The organism is Dyadobacter soli (genome assembly GCF_900101885.1).
GTDB classification, from domain to species: Bacteria; Bacteroidota; Bacteroidia; order Cytophagales; family Spirosomataceae; genus Dyadobacter; species Dyadobacter soli.
The window spans coordinates 46,608-65,430 of the sequence record NZ_FNAN01000028.1 but is presented as its reverse complement, the minus strand read 5'-3'; the positions used below and the strand labels follow the sequence as shown (position 1 = coordinate 65,430).

General features: G+C 48.9%; 19 protein-coding genes. 11 read left to right on the top strand and 8 right to left on the bottom strand.

Annotated elements, in window-relative coordinates:
- The first annotated feature begins 22 nt into the window (after window positions 1-22).
- Window positions 23-613, top strand: a complete 591-nt coding sequence (locus BLQ88_RS33285) for an NAD(P)H-dependent oxidoreductase (RefSeq protein ID WP_090157349.1) — start codon at window positions 23-25, stop codon at window positions 611-613.
- An 11-nt stretch (window positions 614-624) separates the two neighbouring features.
- Window positions 625-2,496: a monovalent cation:proton antiporter-2 (CPA2) family protein gene (locus BLQ88_RS33280; RefSeq protein WP_090157348.1), complete on the top strand. Its 1,872-nt coding sequence runs from the start codon at window positions 625-627 to the stop codon at window positions 2,494-2,496.
- 5 nt (window positions 2,497-2,501) lie between these two features.
- Here the strand turns inward: BLQ88_RS33280 and BLQ88_RS33275 are convergent, their stop codons facing one another.
- From BLQ88_RS33275 to BLQ88_RS33260, 5 genes are all read right to left on the bottom strand, one after another.
- Window positions 2,502-3,902 carry a high affinity choline transporter 1 gene (locus BLQ88_RS33275; RefSeq protein ID WP_090157347.1) on the bottom strand — a complete coding sequence of 467 codons (1,401 nt, stop codon included), beginning with the start codon at window positions 3,900-3,902 and terminating at the stop codon, window positions 2,502-2,504.
- A gap of 128 nt (window positions 3,903-4,030) precedes the next feature.
- A complete protein-coding gene (locus BLQ88_RS36580) occupies window positions 4,031-4,327 on the bottom strand; it encodes a hypothetical protein (protein WP_143016993.1) in 297 nt (98 codons plus the stop codon).
- Window positions 4,328-4,535: 208 nt separating this feature from the next.
- Window positions 4,536-4,835, bottom strand: coding sequence for a Dabb family protein (locus tag BLQ88_RS33270; protein WP_090157346.1), 300 nt, complete (start codon window positions 4,833-4,835; stop codon window positions 4,536-4,538).
- 29 nt (window positions 4,836-4,864) lie between these two features.
- The gene (locus BLQ88_RS33265) at window positions 4,865-5,956 is read right to left on the bottom strand and encodes a sensor histidine kinase (protein ID WP_090157345.1); all 1,092 of its coding nucleotides are present in this window, start codon (window positions 5,954-5,956) and stop codon (window positions 4,865-4,867) included.
- 145 nt (window positions 5,957-6,101) lie between these two features.
- Window positions 6,102-7,376 carry a Glu/Leu/Phe/Val family dehydrogenase gene (locus BLQ88_RS33260; protein WP_090157344.1) on the bottom strand — a complete coding sequence of 425 codons (1,275 nt, stop codon included), beginning with the start codon at window positions 7,374-7,376 and terminating at the stop codon, window positions 6,102-6,104.
- Window positions 7,377-7,790: 414 nt separating this feature from the next.
- Here BLQ88_RS33260 and BLQ88_RS33255 point away from each other — a divergent pair, with 414 nt between their 5' ends.
- Window positions 7,791-8,480, top strand: a complete 690-nt coding sequence (locus BLQ88_RS33255; protein WP_090157343.1) for a hypothetical protein — start codon at window positions 7,791-7,793, stop codon at window positions 8,478-8,480.
- A gap of 65 nt (window positions 8,481-8,545) precedes the next feature.
- Here the strand turns inward: BLQ88_RS33255 and typA are convergent, their stop codons facing one another.
- The gene (typA, locus tag BLQ88_RS33250; RefSeq protein ID WP_090157342.1) at window positions 8,546-10,360 is read right to left on the bottom strand and encodes a translational GTPase TypA; all 1,815 of its coding nucleotides are present in this window, start codon (window positions 10,358-10,360) and stop codon (window positions 8,546-8,548) included.
- Between the two features lie 307 nt (window positions 10,361-10,667).
- Here typA and BLQ88_RS33245 point away from each other — a divergent pair, with 307 nt between their 5' ends.
- From BLQ88_RS33245 to BLQ88_RS36950, 7 genes are all read left to right on the top strand, one after another.
- On the top strand, window positions 10,668-12,263 hold the full coding sequence (locus BLQ88_RS33245; RefSeq protein ID WP_090157341.1) for a M28 family peptidase: 1,596 nt from the start codon (window positions 10,668-10,670) through the stop codon (window positions 12,261-12,263).
- A 92-nt stretch (window positions 12,264-12,355) separates the two neighbouring features.
- Window positions 12,356-13,216, top strand: coding sequence for a TraB/GumN family protein (locus BLQ88_RS33240; RefSeq protein WP_090157340.1), 861 nt, complete (start codon window positions 12,356-12,358; stop codon window positions 13,214-13,216).
- Window positions 13,213-13,659, top strand: a complete 447-nt coding sequence (locus tag BLQ88_RS37635) for a DUF6934 family protein (protein ID WP_090157339.1) — start codon at window positions 13,213-13,215, stop codon at window positions 13,657-13,659. The genes BLQ88_RS33240 and BLQ88_RS37635 overlap by 4 nt, the downstream gene beginning before the upstream one ends.
- Window positions 13,587-13,766: a hypothetical protein gene (locus tag BLQ88_RS36575; protein WP_143016992.1), complete on the top strand. Its 180-nt coding sequence runs from the start codon at window positions 13,587-13,589 to the stop codon at window positions 13,764-13,766. The genes BLQ88_RS37635 and BLQ88_RS36575 overlap by 73 nt, the downstream gene beginning before the upstream one ends.
- A 292-nt stretch (window positions 13,767-14,058) precedes the next feature.
- Entirely contained in the window at window positions 14,059-14,502 is a 444-nt protein-coding gene (locus BLQ88_RS33230) for a DUF6934 family protein (RefSeq protein WP_090157338.1), read from the top strand.
- Window positions 14,503-14,623: 121 nt separating this feature from the next.
- Window positions 14,624-15,079: a DUF6934 family protein gene (locus tag BLQ88_RS33225; protein ID WP_090157337.1), complete on the top strand. Its 456-nt coding sequence runs from the start codon at window positions 14,624-14,626 to the stop codon at window positions 15,077-15,079.
- A 21-nt stretch (window positions 15,080-15,100) separates the two neighbouring features.
- Window positions 15,101-15,271: a hypothetical protein gene (locus tag BLQ88_RS36950; RefSeq protein WP_176885183.1), complete on the top strand. Its 171-nt coding sequence runs from the start codon at window positions 15,101-15,103 to the stop codon at window positions 15,269-15,271.
- A 4-nt stretch (window positions 15,272-15,275) separates the two neighbouring features.
- Here the strand turns inward: BLQ88_RS36950 and BLQ88_RS33220 are convergent, their stop codons facing one another.
- On the bottom strand, window positions 15,276-16,733 hold the full coding sequence (locus tag BLQ88_RS33220; RefSeq protein ID WP_090157336.1) for an NADH-quinone oxidoreductase subunit N: 1,458 nt from the start codon (window positions 16,731-16,733) through the stop codon (window positions 15,276-15,278).
- A gap of 82 nt (window positions 16,734-16,815) precedes the next feature.
- Between BLQ88_RS33220 and BLQ88_RS33215 the strand changes: the two genes are divergently transcribed.
- Window positions 16,816-17,481 carry a hypothetical protein gene (locus BLQ88_RS33215; protein WP_090157335.1) on the top strand — a complete coding sequence of 222 codons (666 nt, stop codon included), beginning with the start codon at window positions 16,816-16,818 and terminating at the stop codon, window positions 17,479-17,481.
- Window position 17,482: 1 nt separating this feature from the next.
- Here BLQ88_RS33215 and BLQ88_RS33210 read toward each other — a convergent pair whose 3' ends face one another.
- A complete protein-coding gene (locus BLQ88_RS33210) occupies window positions 17,483-18,727 on the bottom strand; it encodes an alkaline phosphatase family protein (RefSeq protein WP_090157334.1) in 1,245 nt (414 codons plus the stop codon).
- Window positions 18,728-18,823: the final 96 nt, after the last annotated feature.

Sequence of the window (18,823 nt, the reverse complement as noted above, 5' to 3'; positions counted from 1 at the left end):
TTTTTTGCACTCGTTTTATATTATGTCTAAGGTACTTATTCAGTTTGCACACCCCTCGCACAGTAAATCCAATGTGCAGAAGACGTTGGAAAAATACGCCCGTAAGGTTAAAGGGGTGACTTTCAATGACCTTTACGAGCATTACCCCGATCTTTTCATCGATGTAAAAAGGGAGCAGCAGTTGCTGGCAAAGCATGATATTGTCATATTTCAACACCCGTTCTACTGGTACAGCAGCCCCCCGATCCTGAAACAATGGCAGGACCTCGTGCTGGAATACAACTGGGCCTACGGGCCGAAAGGGCATGCATTGAAAGGCAAAAAGATATTCAATGCGGTGTCGTGCGGGGGCGGGCGGGATGCCTACACGTCGGACGGCTATAACCGCTTTCCCGTGGGACAATACCTGCTGCCGTTTAACCAGACGGCCTATTTGTGCCGGATGGAGTACCTGCCGCCTTTTGTGGTGCATGAAACCTACACGATCGAAGATTATGTGCTGAAAGCCTTTGGTGAGCAATATGCCGAGTTGCTGGAAGCGCTGGTAAACGATCGTATCGATCCGGCTGAATTAGCCGGGGTAGAATATCTCAACGAACTTTTTCCACACTAAATAGACCCGATATGCAACAGTCCTTCTTTTTTCAGGCCATGATATACCTCGCAGCTGCGGTGGTGATGGTACCCATTGCCAAACGGCTGGGATTGGGATCGGTACTGGGTTACCTGGTCGCCGGCGTGCTGATCGGCCCGGCGGGACTGAAATTCATAGGAATGGAAGGCCAGGACATTATGCACTTCGCCGAATTCGGGGTGGTAATGATGCTTTTCGTGATCGGCCTCGAACTCGAACCTTCACGCTTGTGGCGCATGCGAAAGAGCATTGCCGGGCTTGGTGGCTTGCAGGTAGGCGTCACTACCGTCCTGGTAACAGGGATAGCAATGCTTTTCGGCATTGGCTGGAAGGAGGCGCTTGCACTGGGGATGATCATCGCCATGTCGTCCACGGCCATTGTCATGCAAACGCTGGCTGAAAAAGGCTGGCTGAAAACGGTTGCCGGACAGAGCTCCTTCGCGGTGCTGCTGTTCCAGGATCTGGCGATTATTCCAATGCTCGCATTATTCCCGCTGCTGGCCGATCACGCGGGTACGGCGGATGGGCATGGCGGCGGCTCGCTCGTGAGCGCATTGCCCGCCTGGCAGCAGGCGATCGTGGTATTGCTATCGGTTTCGGGCATTGTATTGACGGGTAAATACCTGTTACGCCCCGTTTTCCATATGATGGCAAGAACCGGATTGCGGGAAATGTTTACCGCCACCGCATTGCTGCTCGTCGTCGGCATTGCCGTGCTGATGACCTCCGTGGGCCTTAGCCCGGCGCTCGGTGCATTTGTGGCCGGGGTAGTGTTGGCGAACAGCGAGTACCGTCACGAGCTCGAAAGTTCGATCGATCCTTTCAAAGGTTTGCTGTTGGGATTGTTCTTCATTTCGGTAGGTTCGTCCATCGATTTTGCATTGGTAACTTCCAAGCCGCTGCTGATCATCGGGTTAGTGGCCGGACTAATGGCGCTGAAAATGGCCGTTCTTTTTGTTTTAGGTAAAATATTCGAAGTGCGTAATGCGCAGAACTTCATATTCAGCATCGGGCTGAGCCAGATCGGTGAGTTCGCATTCGTATTGCTCAGCTTTTCCGTACAGGAGGGGGTTTTGGGTAAAGAAATATCCGACACGATGACCGCCGTGGTGGCGATCAGCATGGCTATGACGCCGCTGGCGATGATGGTGAATGAGAAGTTCATCCTGACGCGCTTCTGCCTCGTGAGCGCAGGATTGCAAACGTCCGTTCGGCCGAGCGACGTCGAAGAAGAGGATAATCCGGTGATCATCGCCGGTTACGGACATTTCGGCAACATCGTGGGGCGTTTCTTGCGGGCGAATGGCGTGGAGGCGACGGTACTGGATAACGACAGCGACAATGTCGATTTCCTGCGCCGCGTGGGCCTCAAAGTGTATTATGGCGATGCTACGCGCTACGAATTGCTCGACATTGCCGGTGCGGGCCGCGCGCAGATGATCATTATCGCGATCAGTGACGAGGAAAAGCGGCTGGAATTAATTGAAACAGTTAAAAAGCATTTCCCTAACCTGCACATTCTCGTACGCTCGACCAACCGCAACGATGCCTACGACCTCATGAATGCGGGTATTATGCATATTTACCGGGAAACATTCGATACCAGCCTGAGACTGGGCGTGGATGCATTGAAACTGCTCGGGCACCGCGCGCACGAGGCGACGCGCATGGCGAAAACGTTCTTCATCCACGACGAACGTACATTGAAGCACTTATCCAGCATCCGGAACGACGAAGAATACATCCACGCTGCGCGGCAGCATATCGAAGAACTGGAAGTGATTATGCAGGCGGACAGGGAAGCGGTGAATCTGAATGCGCTCGCCGGTTGGGACCGCAAAGCCGAGGCCGAAACAGCCTGATCAGCTCAGGAAGCTGACGCGCTACTGGTGACAGTCTTTCCCGCTATTTTTCCCCAAAGCCAGCCGACTGCCATGCCCAGAAAGCTTGCGAGAAGTCCGTAAACGAGGGCGGGGTATTCTGTTTCAATAAAAACACAAACCAGCCACACCGCCAGCCCAACGACCATAGAAAGTATGCAGCCGAGGGTATTGCTGGATTTCCAGTAAAGCCCCGCCGCGAGCGGAACAAACAGCGATACCAGGCTGAATGCGGACGATTCCGCTACAAGTTCGAATATACTTTCACGGGTGGCGGCCATGAAAATGCAGACCGCCGTGATGCCGACGATGCCCATACGGATGATTTTCAGCAGTTGCCGGTCACCGAGATCCGGTTTGAAGAATTTGAAAATATTCTCACCCAAAACTACCGCAGGGGCCATAATGGCACTGCTCGTAGTGCTGAGAATGGCGGAAACCAATGCGCCGAAGAACAGGATTTGAAGCGGCAGGCTCATGTGTTTCAAAACCATGCTCGGGATGATCATCTGCCCGTCCTTTTCTTCGCCGGGATATAAATGGTGCCCGCAAAGTCCGATGAACAGCGGTAGCAGGGCTATCGTGAGGTACATGAATGAGGACAAGAGCGTCGACTGTACCGATACGCGGGCCGATTTGGCCGACATGACCCTTTGAAAAACATCCTGCTGCGGAATGGACCCGAGGCCGATGGTAATCCACGCCGCGAAGTATTCGAGGTGGCCTTTGAGGGTGTTTTCTGGGAAAAAGCGGAAAAACCCGGCCGGTGCGGCGTCGATCAACGGCTGGAAACCGCCTACTTCCTCGTACAACACTGCCGCCACAATGAGCAGGCCGACAATAATCATGATCGTTTGGATAAAATCGGTGATCGATATCGACCACATGCCGCCCCAGATCGTGTACAGTATCACGACGAACGAACTTGCCAGAATGCACATCAGCAACGACCAGCCCAGCACGACTTTCAGTACAATGCCCATTGCGAGCAACTGGGCCGCTATCCAGCTGAAATAGGAAGGAATGATCAGAATGGCGGAAAGCAGCTCGGCATTACGCCCATAACGGATCCTGAAAAAGTCACAAAATGTTATAATATTCATTTTGTAGAACCGCCGCGCGAAGAAAATTCCCACCAGGAAAAGGCATAAGGAAGCACCGAACGGATCTTCGATAATGCCCAACACACCATGCTCGATGAACTCGGTGGGGGCGCCCATAATGGTTTCGGACCCGAACCACGTCGCAAATGTGGCGGAAGCGGCCAGCATGAGCGGCAACTGCCGTCCTGCGAGCACGAAATCCTGGGTAGTGGTGATTCTTTTGGAAGCCCAGAGGCCAATTCCGAGGTTTGCCAGCAAATATGCCAATATGGAAAAAGCCAGCATGATTAGATTTTGGTAGAGGTTTTATTCATTAATACAAGTTTCCATAGGTTGCAAAATAAAAAGAAAAGGCCGGATAAAAGTGACATAGTGCACAGTATCCGGCCTTTTCCTCAAAAAATGGTTGTCAATTATCGTCTGGGTCCGCGGTGACGGCCATTGTTTCCATAATGGTCGTTCCGGTGGTATTGTTTGCGGTAAGCCCGGTTGTCATGCCGGCGGTAATGATGGCGGTCGGCATAGATAATGCGCCTTGGTGCGGGTTTCACCACAACCACACGCGGTGGTGGCGGAGCGTGATAGTACCTGTAACCATGCCGGTAGCCGTAATCGTAGCCCGGCTCATAGGAGCGGTAGGTACAAGATGAAATCGATATAGCTGCGATCAGCATCATGACGACCGACAGCAAAACTCTGTTCTTTTTCACGGTTCTAATTCGTTTTGTACTGTTTAAAGAACGAATAGGACCGTTGAATAGTGCCGCGGAGCAGGTGATCGAGAGAGGCTGCAAAAGTTATCCACAGTGTGGATATTGCTTAAATATAGCTTAACTAGCTGGAAATCTTGATTTTTTGAAGTTGTTAACAAGTTATACACATTTGGCGTGTGGATAACTTGTTAACAAATATTAGGGATTATGCTTCTACGTCGTAGATCACAACTTTCTCCCAAAGGTGCGCGCATTCTTCTACGAATTTCTTGTGCAGCGGGTGTACCTGGTACACGTCATGTCCGGCCTCGTCATTGAAAATCAGGATCTCCGCGAAATCGTAAGTAGCGTCGATCACCGGTCTGCGGGTCGCAGCAGGCGGGCCGATATATGCCGATTCGATGGATTCGATCGCTTCGAGTGATTTAATGCCAGCGAGCAGGGCTTGTCTTGCTTCTTCGTTGTCCTTCTCCTTCAACCAGAAGAATACATTGTGGATAAACATGGATAATGGTTTATGGTGTTAGAAATTGATTATGGATTCAACTGATTCACGACGTCGTCCGTTTTCGGTTCCGGCAAATGCTGGTGATACGCTTTTTCCAGCTTGAATGAAAACGTAGTACCCTTGTCCGGCTTCGACATCACGGCGATTTTGGTGTCGTGGGCATTCAATATATGCTTAACAATGGCAAGTCCCAAACCGGTACCGCCGATTTCTTTGCTGCGGCTCTTGTCGATGCGGTAAAAGCGCTCGAAAATGCGGTTCAAATGCTCGTGTGGAATGCCGGGGCCGTTGTCTTTCACTTCCACTTCAATGTATTTTTTGCTCTCGCTGAAATGCACGATCACCTTGCCGTTCTCATTGCCGTATTTGATCGCATTCTCGATCAGGTTGAGCATTACTTGCTCCATCCGGTCGGCATCGGCTTTGATCCACACTTCCGGCATATCGTCCGGTTTGACTTTCAGAGTCACGTTGCGATTTTTGGCAATGTGTTCGAGTCTACTGAAAATACTGAGGGTAAGCTTGCGGAGATCGGTCGGCATGATATTCATCTTGATATCCCCGGTTTCCATCTGCGAAAGCACGAGCAAGTCTTTCACCAACACATCGAGGCTATCGAGGTTGTTGGCGGCTTTGCGCAAAAAGCGTTCACGGACGTTGTCATCGTCCATTGCGCCATCCAGCAGCGTGTGGATAAAACCTTGCGCTGCGAAAATGGGGGTTTTAAACTCGTGGGATACATCGGCGAGGAATTCCCTGCGGAAGAGTTCCAGCTTTTTCAGCTCGTCGATCTCTTTTTGTTTTTTGGTTACATAAACAAAAATTTCATCGTTGATTGTTTTCAACGGATTGGATTCCCTGATCAGCCTCTTGCGCGGGGCCATATTGAAATCCCGCATTTTGAGCTTGTGGATTGTCCGGTACATTTTGTTCACCTCGCGGAAAACCAGAATGTCAACCGCATAAAGCACCAGGAAGAACGAAGAAATGAAGGAAGAAATGGCCGAAACGAACAGCATCCCTTTGGAAACACCATCCACAAATGCAAGGAATGCGGTGGTAATGAGGGATATCAGAAACGCCAGGATGACGGCAATAAAACGCGGACTTAACGACATGGTACTTTAAAGCTTGCATTACACCGGAGCATCGTCGCCCCGGCGTAATGCGAATCTGTTGAAAATTTAGCCTTAAAGTTAACACTTTGAAACCGGTTTAGATTCGGTTTCGTATCGGAAGTGGCTTGTTAAGAAATTGTTAACGTCAAAATCCCCCGCGATATTTGTACGTACTGGCAACCTTGTCGATCGCCACGATGTATGCCGCAATGCGCAGCGACACCTTGTATTTCAGCGAAGTTTCATACACTTTATCAAATGCATCCTTCATAATGCGGTCGGTGCGGCGGTTGATACGTTCGAGCGTCCATTTGTAGCCGATCCGGTTTTGCACCCATTCGAAATAGGAAACCGTCACGCCGCCTGCATTGGCGAGGATGTCGGGCACCACCATAATGCCCTTTTCATTGATAATGTCGTCTGCTTTGGCCGACGTCGGGCCGTTGGCGCCCTCGACGATCATGCGCGCCTGGATGCTGGATACATTCTTGCGGGTGATCACGTCTTCCTTCGCAGCCGGCACAAGTACATCCACGGGCAATGTGAAAAGGTCGTCGCCGGAAATGAGCTCCGCTTTGACATAACCTTCCAAGGACCCTTTGTTAGCGTCGCGGTAGGCGATCGCGTCGGCCACGTCGATACCCTTATCGTTATAATATGCCCCCGAAATGTCGCTGATCGCGTGGATGGCCGTCCCGCGCTCGCGCAGGAGTAGGGCCGCATGCGAGCCTACATTGCCAAAGCCCTGTACCGCCGCCGTGGCACGGTAGGGGTTAATGCGCAGTTTTTCCATACCCGCCAATGCGGAAACCATTACACCGCGGCCAGTCGCCTCGGTACGGCCCAATGAGCCGCCGAGCACAAGTGGCTTGCCCGTCACCACGGCCGGGATCGTCATGCCTTTTGATTTGGAATACTCGTCCATCAGCCACGCCATTTCACGCGGGCCGGTGCCCATATCCGGGGCAGGAATGTCCTGATCCGGGCCGAAAACATCCAGCAATGCCGTCGTGTACGCGCGCATGAGGCGCTCGATCTCTCCGGGCGACATTTCGCGCGGGTTACACGCCACTCCGCCTTTCGCACCGCCATAAGGAATATCGACCACCGCGCATTTCCACGTCATCCATGCGGCCAATGCGCGTACCTCGTCGAGGTTGACGTCGGGATCGAAACGGATGCCGCCCTTGCTGGGGCCGAGAATTGTGGAGTGGATCACGCGGTAACCTTCGAATGTCCGGATCTCGCCTGAATCCATCGTTACCGGAAGCCCGACTGTTACCTGTTTACGGGGCACTTTGAGGATGTAATACATTTCTTCCGAAATGCCGAGGAGGTCTACCGCCTTATCGAATCGCTGCATCATTGACTCCAACGGATTGTCTTTATCCTTAATCGGAGCCGGTTCTATGTAAGACATTATTTGATCTTTAAAATGTTGATATTTAAATAGTTAGATAAAAATGACTGCGCTAACAATACAAACTACGCTATTTGTTATTATAAAAGCAAAAAACTAAAATTTCTTGAAATAGTAATAAAGTATCATTAGAGTAGAATGTTTCAGAGGAGTGACAAACATTAGAATTATACCACAGGTTTTGGCATGAATCCCAAATTTTCTGGCAGGATCAGGGGAAAAGTTGAAATGCAGGAAAAATGAAAATGAGGCAAGAATTTAGGTGACTAAGCAGGAGAAAAGAATTATAGCCCTAATATAATTGCCGTTAAAAAAACGGACTGTGCCTCTGGCTGGTTAGCGGAAGATATCAAGCAATTTTGTAGTGGTTTAGAGATAATTTGTCGAGGACGTTAGATCTAAATCACTACCCGCATGATAAGATTTTTCACTTTCACCAGTTTATTGGTGCTGATTGCCAGCATAGTAATATCCTGCAATGAGAAGAGGAATACGATCCCCGTTAACAATGCAGCGGCGGATAGTCTGGCTCCTGAATTCATCACATTGAAAGCATCCGGCCGCACCGAAGAAGAGTTGGTAAGGCTTTTAACCGAGTACGTGTGGTTTGTTAAAGAAAACCTGATCCAAAGAAACAAGACATATTCTCTGACCGAGCAAGAATTAAATGCCTTGCGAGACGCGCAGAGTGACCGGGAATTAAACCGGGCTATAAACGGTCTGGGAGGAAATGGCGGAGTCTTGGTAAGGAGTTTTCCGCATTACCGCGATCTGTCGAAGTCCGTCGAGGATCAAAACCTGGATATGGAACGTATTTCCAAACTTGTTGCTAGGAAAATAACCGAGAAAATCTATCAAAATCGGTTTGGTACCCAAAAAATACCCGAATGTGCGAAGCTGTGCCGCCGGCAATTGAATACCGATATGGAATCTTGTGAAAACGAGCTGGCCTTGGAGATAGGAGCAACTTTGGTAGCAGGCGCTATTTCAGTCGGAATGGTTAGGGCGGACGGATTGGTTTTTGTAGTCGGGGCCTATTTCAATTGCGAGAGTACAGCATTTGCGAGTTTCGATGTTTGTTCGATGAACTGTGGGGTGAATTAACAAAATAAAATAAAAAAGGAGGCAAAAAATTGCCTCCTTTTCGGGTTTGGAATGTCGGGCTTGGATTAAGCCATTTCCAGTTTGGACGCGTAGCGCTTGCGCTCGTTCTCGTCCAGGTATATCTTCCGCATACGCATGTTTTGCGGGGTAACTTCGAGGTATTCGTCTTTCTGGATGTATTCCATTGATTCTTCCAGAGAGAAGTTGATTTTCGGAGCGATACGCAGACCGTCGTCCGAGCCGGAAGCACGCATGTTGGTCAGTTTTTTCGCTTCTTGCAGGTTAACCACGATGTCGTTAGGACGGTTGTGCTCGCCTACTACCTGGCCACCGTAGATTTCATCGCCCGGATCGACGAAGAAACGTCCGCGATCTTGCAGTTTATCCAGGGTATAACCGGTTGCAGGACCTGTGTTTTTCGAGATGATCGATCCGTTCTGACGGCCCGGGATTGGTCCGCGGAATGGCTCGAAGCTTTTGAAACGGTGCGTCATTACGGCTTCACCTTGTGTTGCGGTCAAAACGTTCGAACGAAGACCGATCAATCCGCGTGAAGGGATTTCGAATTCAAGGTGTTGCAAATCGCCTTTCGGTTCCATGATCAAAAGCTCGCCTTTACGCTGCGTAGCCAATTCGATCACTTTTCCGGCAGTTTCTTCCGGTACGTCCACAACAAGCGTTTCGATTGGTTCGAGGCGCTGGCCATTTTCGTCTTCTTTGTACAATACCTGTGGCTGACCTACCTGCAATTCGTAACCTTCACGACGCATGGTTTCGATCAATACCGACAAGTGGAGGATACCACGGCCATAAACCAGGAATTTGTCCTCAGTATCAGTATTTTCCACGCGCAATGCGAGGTTTTTCTCAGTTTCTTTCAACAACCTGTCGCGGATGTGGCGTGAGGTAACGAATTTACCTTCTTTACCGAAGAACGGCGAGTTGTTGATCGTGAAGAGCATGTTCATCGTAGGCTCATCCACAGCGATACGTGGCAATGCCTCAGGGTTTTCGGCATCAGCGATAGTATCACCGATTTCGAAATCTTCAATGCCTGTTACAGCACAAATATCGCCTGCGCCCACTTCGCTCACTTTGGATTTACCCAAACCTTCGAAAAGCTGCACTTCTTTGATTTTCACTTTTTTCATCACACCGCCAGCTTTGCAAAGCGTCACGGTAGATCCTTCCTTGATCGTTCCTCTTTTTACACGACCGATGGCGATACGGCCAACGAATGCATTGTAGTCGAGTGAAGTGATCTGCATTTGCAGGTTACCCTCGGGGATAACAGGAGCAGGGATTTGCTCGATAATGGTATCCAGCAGGAAAGTAATATCTTCGGTTGGTTTCTGCCAGTCCGGACCCATCCAGCCTTGTTTCGACGATCCGTAAACCGTTACGAAGTCGAGCTGGTCTTCGGTAGCGCCAAGGTTGAACATCAGGTCGAATACATTCTCCTGAACTTCTTCCGGGCGGCAGTTTTCTTTATCTACTTTGTTAACAACCACGATTGGTTTCAAACCAAGACCGATCGCCTTGCCAAGTACGAAACGGGTTTGCGGCATCGGGCCTTCGAATGCATCTACGAGCAACAACACACCATCCGCCATTTTAAGTACGCGTTCCACCTCACCACCGAAGTCTGCGTGACCTGGTGTATCAATTACATTGATTTTCACATCTTTGTAACGCACCGATACGTTTTTGGAAACAATTGTAATCCCACGCTCACGTTCCAGATCGTTGTTGTCGAGGATCAGGTCGTCGAATTCCTGATTGTCGCGAAACAGCTTTGACGCGTGGATGATTTTGTCGACCAAAGTCGTTTTACCGTGGTCAACGTGCGCAATAATTGCGATGTTACGAATGGCTTGCATTGTTTTATGGATCAGTTGTTTACGGTACTGCTACGAAATGCTGCGAATGCGTGTCAGGACCGATTTGGCTTTTGTCTGGATGTAATCTGGCCAAACAGGGTGCAAAGGTACATAGTTTTCCTCTGAATAACAGTATTTTACAATTAATTAATTGTTATCCCGTGAAAAAGAGCCTTTAAACTAAAAGAAGTGCAAAAAGGGGAAATGAAATGTCAGAAGGCGGCAATCTCCAATGAGCCAACCGTCGCATTTTGCATTCGCCCACACGTTTCGTTAATTTGTGAGGATTGAATGACCATTAAACCTCATGATGAACAAAAACCTACTGGCTGGATTATTCCTGTCTATCAATACTTTGGCATTAGCACAAGACGACGCAGCCAAATATGCAGCAAGCATTACCCCATCCGATCTTAAAAAGCATTTAGTCATTATCGCTTCCGACAGTCTCGAAGGCCGTGATACCGGCTCGCCTGGCCAGAAGAAGGCGGCGGAGTACGTTTCGAAATACTACAAAGAATACGGATTGCAACCCATTGCAACTTATGCCGACGGCTCCAAGAGCTATTTGCAGAAATACAAATTGTACAAGCGCAGCTGGGGCGAGGTGTATGTGAAGGCAAATGGCAAGAAGTATGAATTCAATAAGGATTTTTATCTGAATGGCTTGCTGGATGTTCCCGAAGAGATTAGTACCGATCTCGTTACAGCCGGTTATGGCATTGAGGATGGAAATTACAACGACTATACCAACGTCGACGTCAAAGGCAAATCGGTCGTTCTCTTCGACGACGAGCCCAAAACTTCGGGCGGGAAGTATCTGATCAGCGGCAATTCTGAGAAAAGCAAATGGAGTGGCCCGGTTTCGTGGCAGGTCAAAGCGAAACTGGCCCGCGAAAAAGGTGCGAAATATGTATTCATTATTACCGATAAAACGGGCGAAGATCTGGACAAGGAAATACGTCAGCGCGCGGTGATGGCACGCCGTTTCAGCGCTCCCACATTGAAGCCCGTGCAGGAAAATCCGGCAGGAACAGCCGCATTTGTCGTTTCGGGTAAAGTGGCGGCGGAGATATTGGGAACCTCGGTTTCCAAACTGAACAAATTGAAATCCGAGATCGATAAATCGGGCAAACCGGCTTCGAAGGACTTTACAGGCACAGTTTCATTGAAAGTTGGCCGCGTGAGCGAAACCATCGATACCGAGAATGTGGCTGCATTCATGGAAGGCACCGACAAAAAAGAGGAGGTACTGGTGATCAGCGCGCATTTGGACCACATCGGTATTTCCGAAAACGGCGAAATCAATAACGGCGCCGACGACGATGGTTCGGGCACGGTATCGTTGCTGGAACTGGCGGAAGCATTCAGCAAGGCAAAGGCCGAAGGTAAGGGGCCGAGAAGAAGCATTCTCTTCCTGAATGTTACCGGCGAAGAAAAGGGTCTTTTCGGTTCGGAATATTACTCTGAAAATCCATTGTTACCACTCAAAAACACGATTGCTGACTTGAATATCGATATGATCGGCCGCGTGGATGAAGCACACAAGAATGACCCGAATTATGTTTACGTGATCGGCTCGGATAAGCTATCGTCGAAGCTGCACGAAATCGGGGAGGAAGCCAACAAGAAGTACGTCAATTTCAAGCTCGATTATACTTTCAACGACCCCAAAGACCCGAACCGCTTCTACTACCGCTCCGACCACTACAATTTTGCCAAAATGGGCGTCCCGGTCATTTTCTATTTCACCGGCGTTCATGAGGATTACCACCGGCCGGGCGACGACGTTGAGAAAATACTGTTCGACAAGCAATCGGGGATCGTGAAATTAGTGTTTCATACCGCCTGGGAATTGGTGAACCGCGATGAGCGGATTGTGGTGGATAGTCATAAGGAGTAGGTTTTTGGGGAGGATGGAGGAAGGGGAGGATGGAGGAAAGGGAGGATGGAATAAGGGGGAGGAAGGTGTTTTAAAAACTTAATAATTCAAATATGAAACGGGTTTTGTTGTTGCTGATTTTTTGTGCGTTTGGTGCGGTTTCGCGGGCGCAGGTGCCGGCGGAGAATTCGCTGCTTTGGGAAATCAGCGGCCGCGGGTTGGCAAAACCTTCTTATTTGTTTGGCACCATTCACCTCATTTGTCCAACCGACTTTTCGCTCAGCGATTCCCTCAAAAGTACGCTCTCGCGCACGCAACAGGTGGCGCTGGAAATGGACATGGACGACCCGGGTATGATGGCCGGGATGATGAAAACGATGAATATGACTGCCGGTAACGAGTTGAAAAAGCTCGTTACCGAGCAGGAATACCAGCGGCTCGACCGTTTTTTCAAAGATTCGGTACATGTAGGTCTGGCCATGTTCGAGCGGGCGAAGCCGTTTGTGCTGATGGGGCCGTTGTTCAATGCGGTGCTCGATTGCCAGCCACAGTCGTACGAAATGGCATTGGTGGAACTGGCAGGTAAGCAAAAGTCTGAGGTGATAGGCATTGAAACCCTCGAAGAGCAAATGGCCATTTTCGATACGATCCCTTACAAGGACCAGGCCAAAATGCTCCTGACGCTGATCGATAGCCTGCCTTCCGCTAAAAAGGAGTTTGAAAGCCTTGTTGCATTATACAAGTCACAAAACATCAACGAACTCTACGGGATGACGCTGAAAAGCGAATTCGGAATGGAAGGGAACGAGCAAGTAATGCTCTTCGCCCGCAACCAGAAATGGATCCCCCGCATACGCCGGATCGCCAGCGCGAAACCCACCTTTTTCGCCGTCGGCGCCGCGCATTTGGGAGGGGAGCGGGGAGTTATCGCCTTGCTGAGGAAGGAGGGGTTTGTGGTGAGGGCGGTTAGATGATAGAGAAGTTATATGGAATATTGTTATACACCACTATGGAGTTACACACCTATTCTCTGTCGAAAACGAGAAATTTAAAGTCTTACAGTTTTTGGAGCACGGGACCAAATGGATTTGTCAGGAAGGTTATTAAGTTTCAGCTCATCAATTATGAAGAACAGCTTTATAATCTGGCGTTCGGAGATTCAGCATTGAATTCGGAACTCATTGATGACCGGGCGGTATCCAACAATGGAGACACTCAGGTTATTTTGGCTACTGTTGCGACGGCAGCGTTTCACTTTATGACAGACCATCCTGGTGCATCGGTATTTGCGACAGGAAGCACGCTCGTGAGAGTTAAATTTGAAATAAACAAAACTACACCGCTATGGAGCCCAAGCGTAAGAGCCTGTTCGATAATATATCCGAAATACCGGTTGATGATTCTATTCCTGATGTGAGCAACCATCCATTTTTCGAAAAAAAGCGCCTGGATGCCATCGAGTTCATCAAAAATCATCCTATTCCTAAGCGGGACCTGCGCAGTGACAACAAGCCGCAGCACTAGCCTTTCAAAACGCCGGGAATCCCCACGAAAGCCATTCAGGGCTGAAATGCAACATTCGTGATGCTACTAGAAACACCTAGGACCAGTGTACCGGAGGTGCTGTCGTTAATCGATAATCGCACTCCAACCATTCCGAAATCGTAACAAAGGGCGGCTAAATCCTACATGAAATCGCTCATTGCTAATTATTAGCAAGCCGTTTGTACATCGGTGCAGGTTCGGTGTGGCTTATGTGTGAGTATCGAGTTAAATTGACTTGTCGAAATGCTTATTTACACACACACTTAGCCAAATGAACCAGGAGAAATACGATCTGAGTATTGAGGAGGATAGCCAAACATACAAGTTCACGAGTGAGGGACCACAGGGTCATATTCAGAAAGTAATTGTGTTCAGCCCGCTTTTCGGAATTGAAGGTTACTATAATCTTTCTTTTGGAGATTGGAATGAGTCTATGCAAAAGGTTGATGATTCGGTAGTTACAAATAATTTGGACACTTTGAAGGTTCTCGCTACTGTTGCTCAGGCGGTTGATTCTTTCCTGGTCGCAAATCCTGATGTGGTAATATTCGCCTCAGGAAGGGATGCCGCCAGAAACCGGCTGTACCGGATGAGCATTCAAAAGTGTCTGAAAGAAATAAAGAACCGTTTTGTGCTAAGAGGTAGCAGTAATAAAAAGTGGCGCCCTTTCAAAAACGGATTCGACTATGATGCTTTCACATTATTCCGCAAATAGCATTTATGTAAACCAGCTAAATGAATGATATTGAAAACGAGCTCCTAGACCATTCGTGAGTGAAAGTAATCTGGCTGGCTGCCAAAGAGTGAAAGTTTTGCGTACAGTATAACACGACACTATGAATACTGATTACTATCTCTTGACCAGAGATGAGAATCTATCTGCGTACTATTTTGTAAGCGAGGGAAGTAAAGGAAGAATCCAGAAAGGGGTATTCTTCCAGCTCGTTAACGAAGAAGAACAATTGTATAACCTGGCATTTGGGGATTGGAACGACGATACCGGCTTTTTGGATGATATGGTGAGGACTGACAATCGTGACATACAAAAGGTGCTTAATACAGTTGCAATTGCCGTTGTTGACTTCATGAATGAAAATTCAAATGCGAAGCTGATTGCCAGAGGAAGTACCATGCCACGGACGCGGCTGTACCGGATGAACATCGCGAGAAATTTGAATGAGATTACTGAACAATTTCTTGTGCAAGGTATTAAGGATGGTCGTTTGGAGGTATTTCGTGAGGATGTTAATTACGAAGCTTTTTTGCTAACAAAGAGATTCCTAACTTTATAATTCAAGCAACCGCACTGGTAAATGAAAGTTCAGAAAAAAAGCATCTTCGATTGTGCGTCTGAAATCCGCACTGTAAAATCACTAGGGTTGCCGACTAACCCTCTTTTCGAAAAAAAGCGTTTGGATGCCATTGAACTTATTCAAAGGACCCAACTGATTGAGCAAATCCGCAGGAAAGCATCACAAGACTAATTTCTCAAAACGCCGAAATCCACCGCGTCAGCCACTCAGGGCTGAAAAACAACATTAACAACGCAACCAGAAACAGCCCGGCGACCAGCTTGCCGGATGCGCTGTTGTTGCTTGTAACGGCCTCGGCCCTAACGGTTTTGAAGAACAGCAGATAGGGCAATCGCATGTAGTAGGCGAGGGAGATGGCTGCATTCAAAATGCCGCCGACGAGTAGCCACAGCATCCAGGTCATTTCCTGGTCGTGGTAGCTTTCCCAGAGTGCTGAGAATACGAGTAGTTTCGAGGTAAAACCGCCGGTAGGAGGTAACCCGGCCAATGCGACCATCACGACGGTCAGTATGCCTGATACCCAGATGTAGTTACGGCCAAGTCCTTCATAATCTTTGAGTTCGGTTTCTTGTCTCGGTTGCAGCAGATCGACGAGGAAGAAGGCGGCGAGATTGATAATCAGATAGGCTGCGGTGTAAAATACGGCTGCTTCGAAGCCGAAACGGCTGTATGCGGCAATGCCTACCAGCAGATAACCGGCTTGCGCAATGGAAGAATAAGCGAGCAAACGGCGGGCATTACTTTGCCAGAGGGCAGCCACATTGCCGATGGTCATGCTGATCAATGCGATTCCGCCTAAAACGGGGAAATATTGCGCGGGTAAAATGCCGGCAAGGCGCATGAGTACGAGTATGACAGCCGCCTTGGGTGCCACCGACAGAAATGATACCAATGGTGTTGGTGCCGCTTCGTAGACGTCGGGCGTCCAGATGTGGAACGGTACGAGCGAAAGCTTGAAAAGCAGACCCGCGAGCGTCAGTACAATGGTGACCGTTACCACGAGGTCGGAGTTGTTGCTGAGCGCGATGGTCATGGCGTCGTTGGTGATGTCGAGCGTGCCGCTGAGGCCGTAAATGAGCGATATGCCGTAAAGCATTACTGCCGAGCTGGCTGTGCCGAAAAGCAGGTATTTGATACCACCCTCGGCCGCTTTTTTGTAGGGCGATAATGCCACAAGCAGGTACGAACTGATGGAAATCAGTTCGAGCGAGAGGTAAATCGACAGCAGGTGTGTGGACATTGTCAGCAAATGCATGCCTGCCACGGCGGCTATCAGCAATGCGTGGTATTCGGCCGGGAAATCGTATTTTAGAATGCGGACATGCATTAATGTGAAAATCCAGGCGAGCGTGATCAGGATTTTAAAGAAAACGGCTTGCCTGTCGAGGAATAGTAAGGGTTGGAACCGAAATGCAGGTTCCACATTCCATTGACCGATAACTAGTAATAAAGTGATGATACTGCCTGCAAGCGCTACATTTAGCAGATAGGAAGATGCTTTTTCATTGCTAAAACGTTTGACGAAAATCAGTTCGGCGAGCAGGAAAAGGCAAAAAAATAGGGCCAGAAAAATTTCAGGAACGATTCCGCCGAGGCTCTGGCGTATATGTATGAGCTGATCGTTGATGTCCAAGAGAGCAGGTACAATTTTTGTGCAAAAGTACGGAAACAACGGCTTCCAAACCTCGAACTTATCAAATTAACCAACTTAAATCATGAAATATCTGCTAAGAATTTTCTCGGTGGCATTCTGCATCATGACCATTCACGCAAACGCACAGGATTCGACCGGACTGGCTGGAACGCCATATCAGGAAACACAACTTGCAGCTGGCGATAAGTCGCCCTATCTACTAAAAGAATGGTATTCCGGCACGGTGCGGACGAACGACGACCGCGTGCACGACGGTGTTCAGCTTAGGTACGACTACCTGAAAGACGAAGTGGAATACAAGGCCGGGTCGAATCTATACCGCGTTTCGAACGGCGTCACCGAATTCACGATTCCGAGCGGCGTTGAGTTGTATACTTTCAAAAACGGCTATCCGGCCGTGGAAAACCAGACCGACAAGAGCTTTTACCGTTTGCTTTACGATGGCAATACCAAACTTTTGAAAAAATATACCAACGCCATTAAAGTAGAAAAGGCCAGCGCCACAAGAGAAATGGACGCCGGCGCAAAATTGTATCTGCTGAAAGATGGTAAAATGAACCCCGTGCAGCTCAACAACCGCAACAGTTTTTTGAAACTCCTCACCGACGAACGCAATAAGTTGAATTACGTCATCAAAGAACAACAACTGGATTTTGCAGGTGAAGACGACCTGATCCGCCTGCTGGAAGAATACGATTCTTACAAAGCCGGACGAGGCGGCAACTAGCCTACTTTTCCACAATCCAGCGGTTCATGCTATTATATTTTCCTTCGAGCACGATCTTGAAAAAGCCGGATGGATATTTCGAAATATCTATTTCGGCCTTTTCATTGGTCACGTCCACCTCGTCCATCAGGTGATAGAGGTCGCGGCCACCTTTCTCGAAATGGTTCGTAGTAGTGAGCCATATCTTCACTTTTCCTTCCTTATCAATCGCTTTCCACGAAATATTTACCTTGCCGGCTGATTGCTGCACTACCGGCGCTGTCACTGAAAGTTTTCCCGTAAATGCAACCCCGTCCACTTCAAATGCCTGCTCTTTGGGGATGCTGATGTCCATATGCCGCGCTACGGTCGGGAAAATGTCTACAACGCCTGGTGTAGCTTTGAAATTGGCATTCAAATCCTTCGCATTAGTGACGATCCACGTGCTGCGTTCGCGGTCGCTCTGGCCGCCGTGGCCTCTGCCGGTTTTCGCATCACGGCCGTGGTCGGTGGTTACTACGATTAGCCAGTCTTCATTGAAAGTTTTCTCGCGGTAGGTAACAGATTTCCAAAGGCGGCCCATTTGGTCGTCCATCATCTGAATGGCTTTGGTGAACTGCTCGCTGTCGCCGTATTTATGGCCCATATCATCGGTGTATTCGAGGTAAACCCAGGACATATCCGGGCCGTTGTCGCGAATGTAGCCGGCTGCTTCATCTACCACTTTTTCATCGATTTTATGGATATACTGGCTCTCCTTGTCATGCTTGAAATGCACCGTATCGAGCTCGAAACCGTCGAATGAGTAGTCAATTTGTAGTTTATCAGTCTGAGGCAGATTGGTACCGACGAGCTTGGTGCGGTTATCGAGCCATGTGGAGAAAATGGCGGTATGTTTTTGCGGATATTGTTCTTCCAGGAAGCGGAAAAGCGTCCAGTAATTGTAATTCGGATCTTTGATATCGTTATCCCAAACATTGTGCTTGTTCACCCACGTACCCGTGAGGAGGCTATTATAGCCCACGGCCGAGATCGTAGGCGTTTGCGAGTAGGTGCCTTTGCCCCCGCCTACGTATGCGCGGGTGTACCCGCCTGCCTTCGCGATCGCGTCCAGGTGGGGCGTCGCTATTTTCTCCTTACTGTCGCTGGAAATGCCGTCCACGATCACAAAGACGACCTTTTTAGTTTTGGCGGCCTGCGAGAAGGCGTTCGGGGCAATGATAACGGCCAACATTAGCCATAGCAGAAAGGAAAAACGGGTTTTCATAAATTGAATGACTGTTTAATAAAAAATCCCTCAAATTAACGGCTAATTCGCCGAATTTGAGGGATTTTCAGACTAAGAAATTATTACTAAATGATA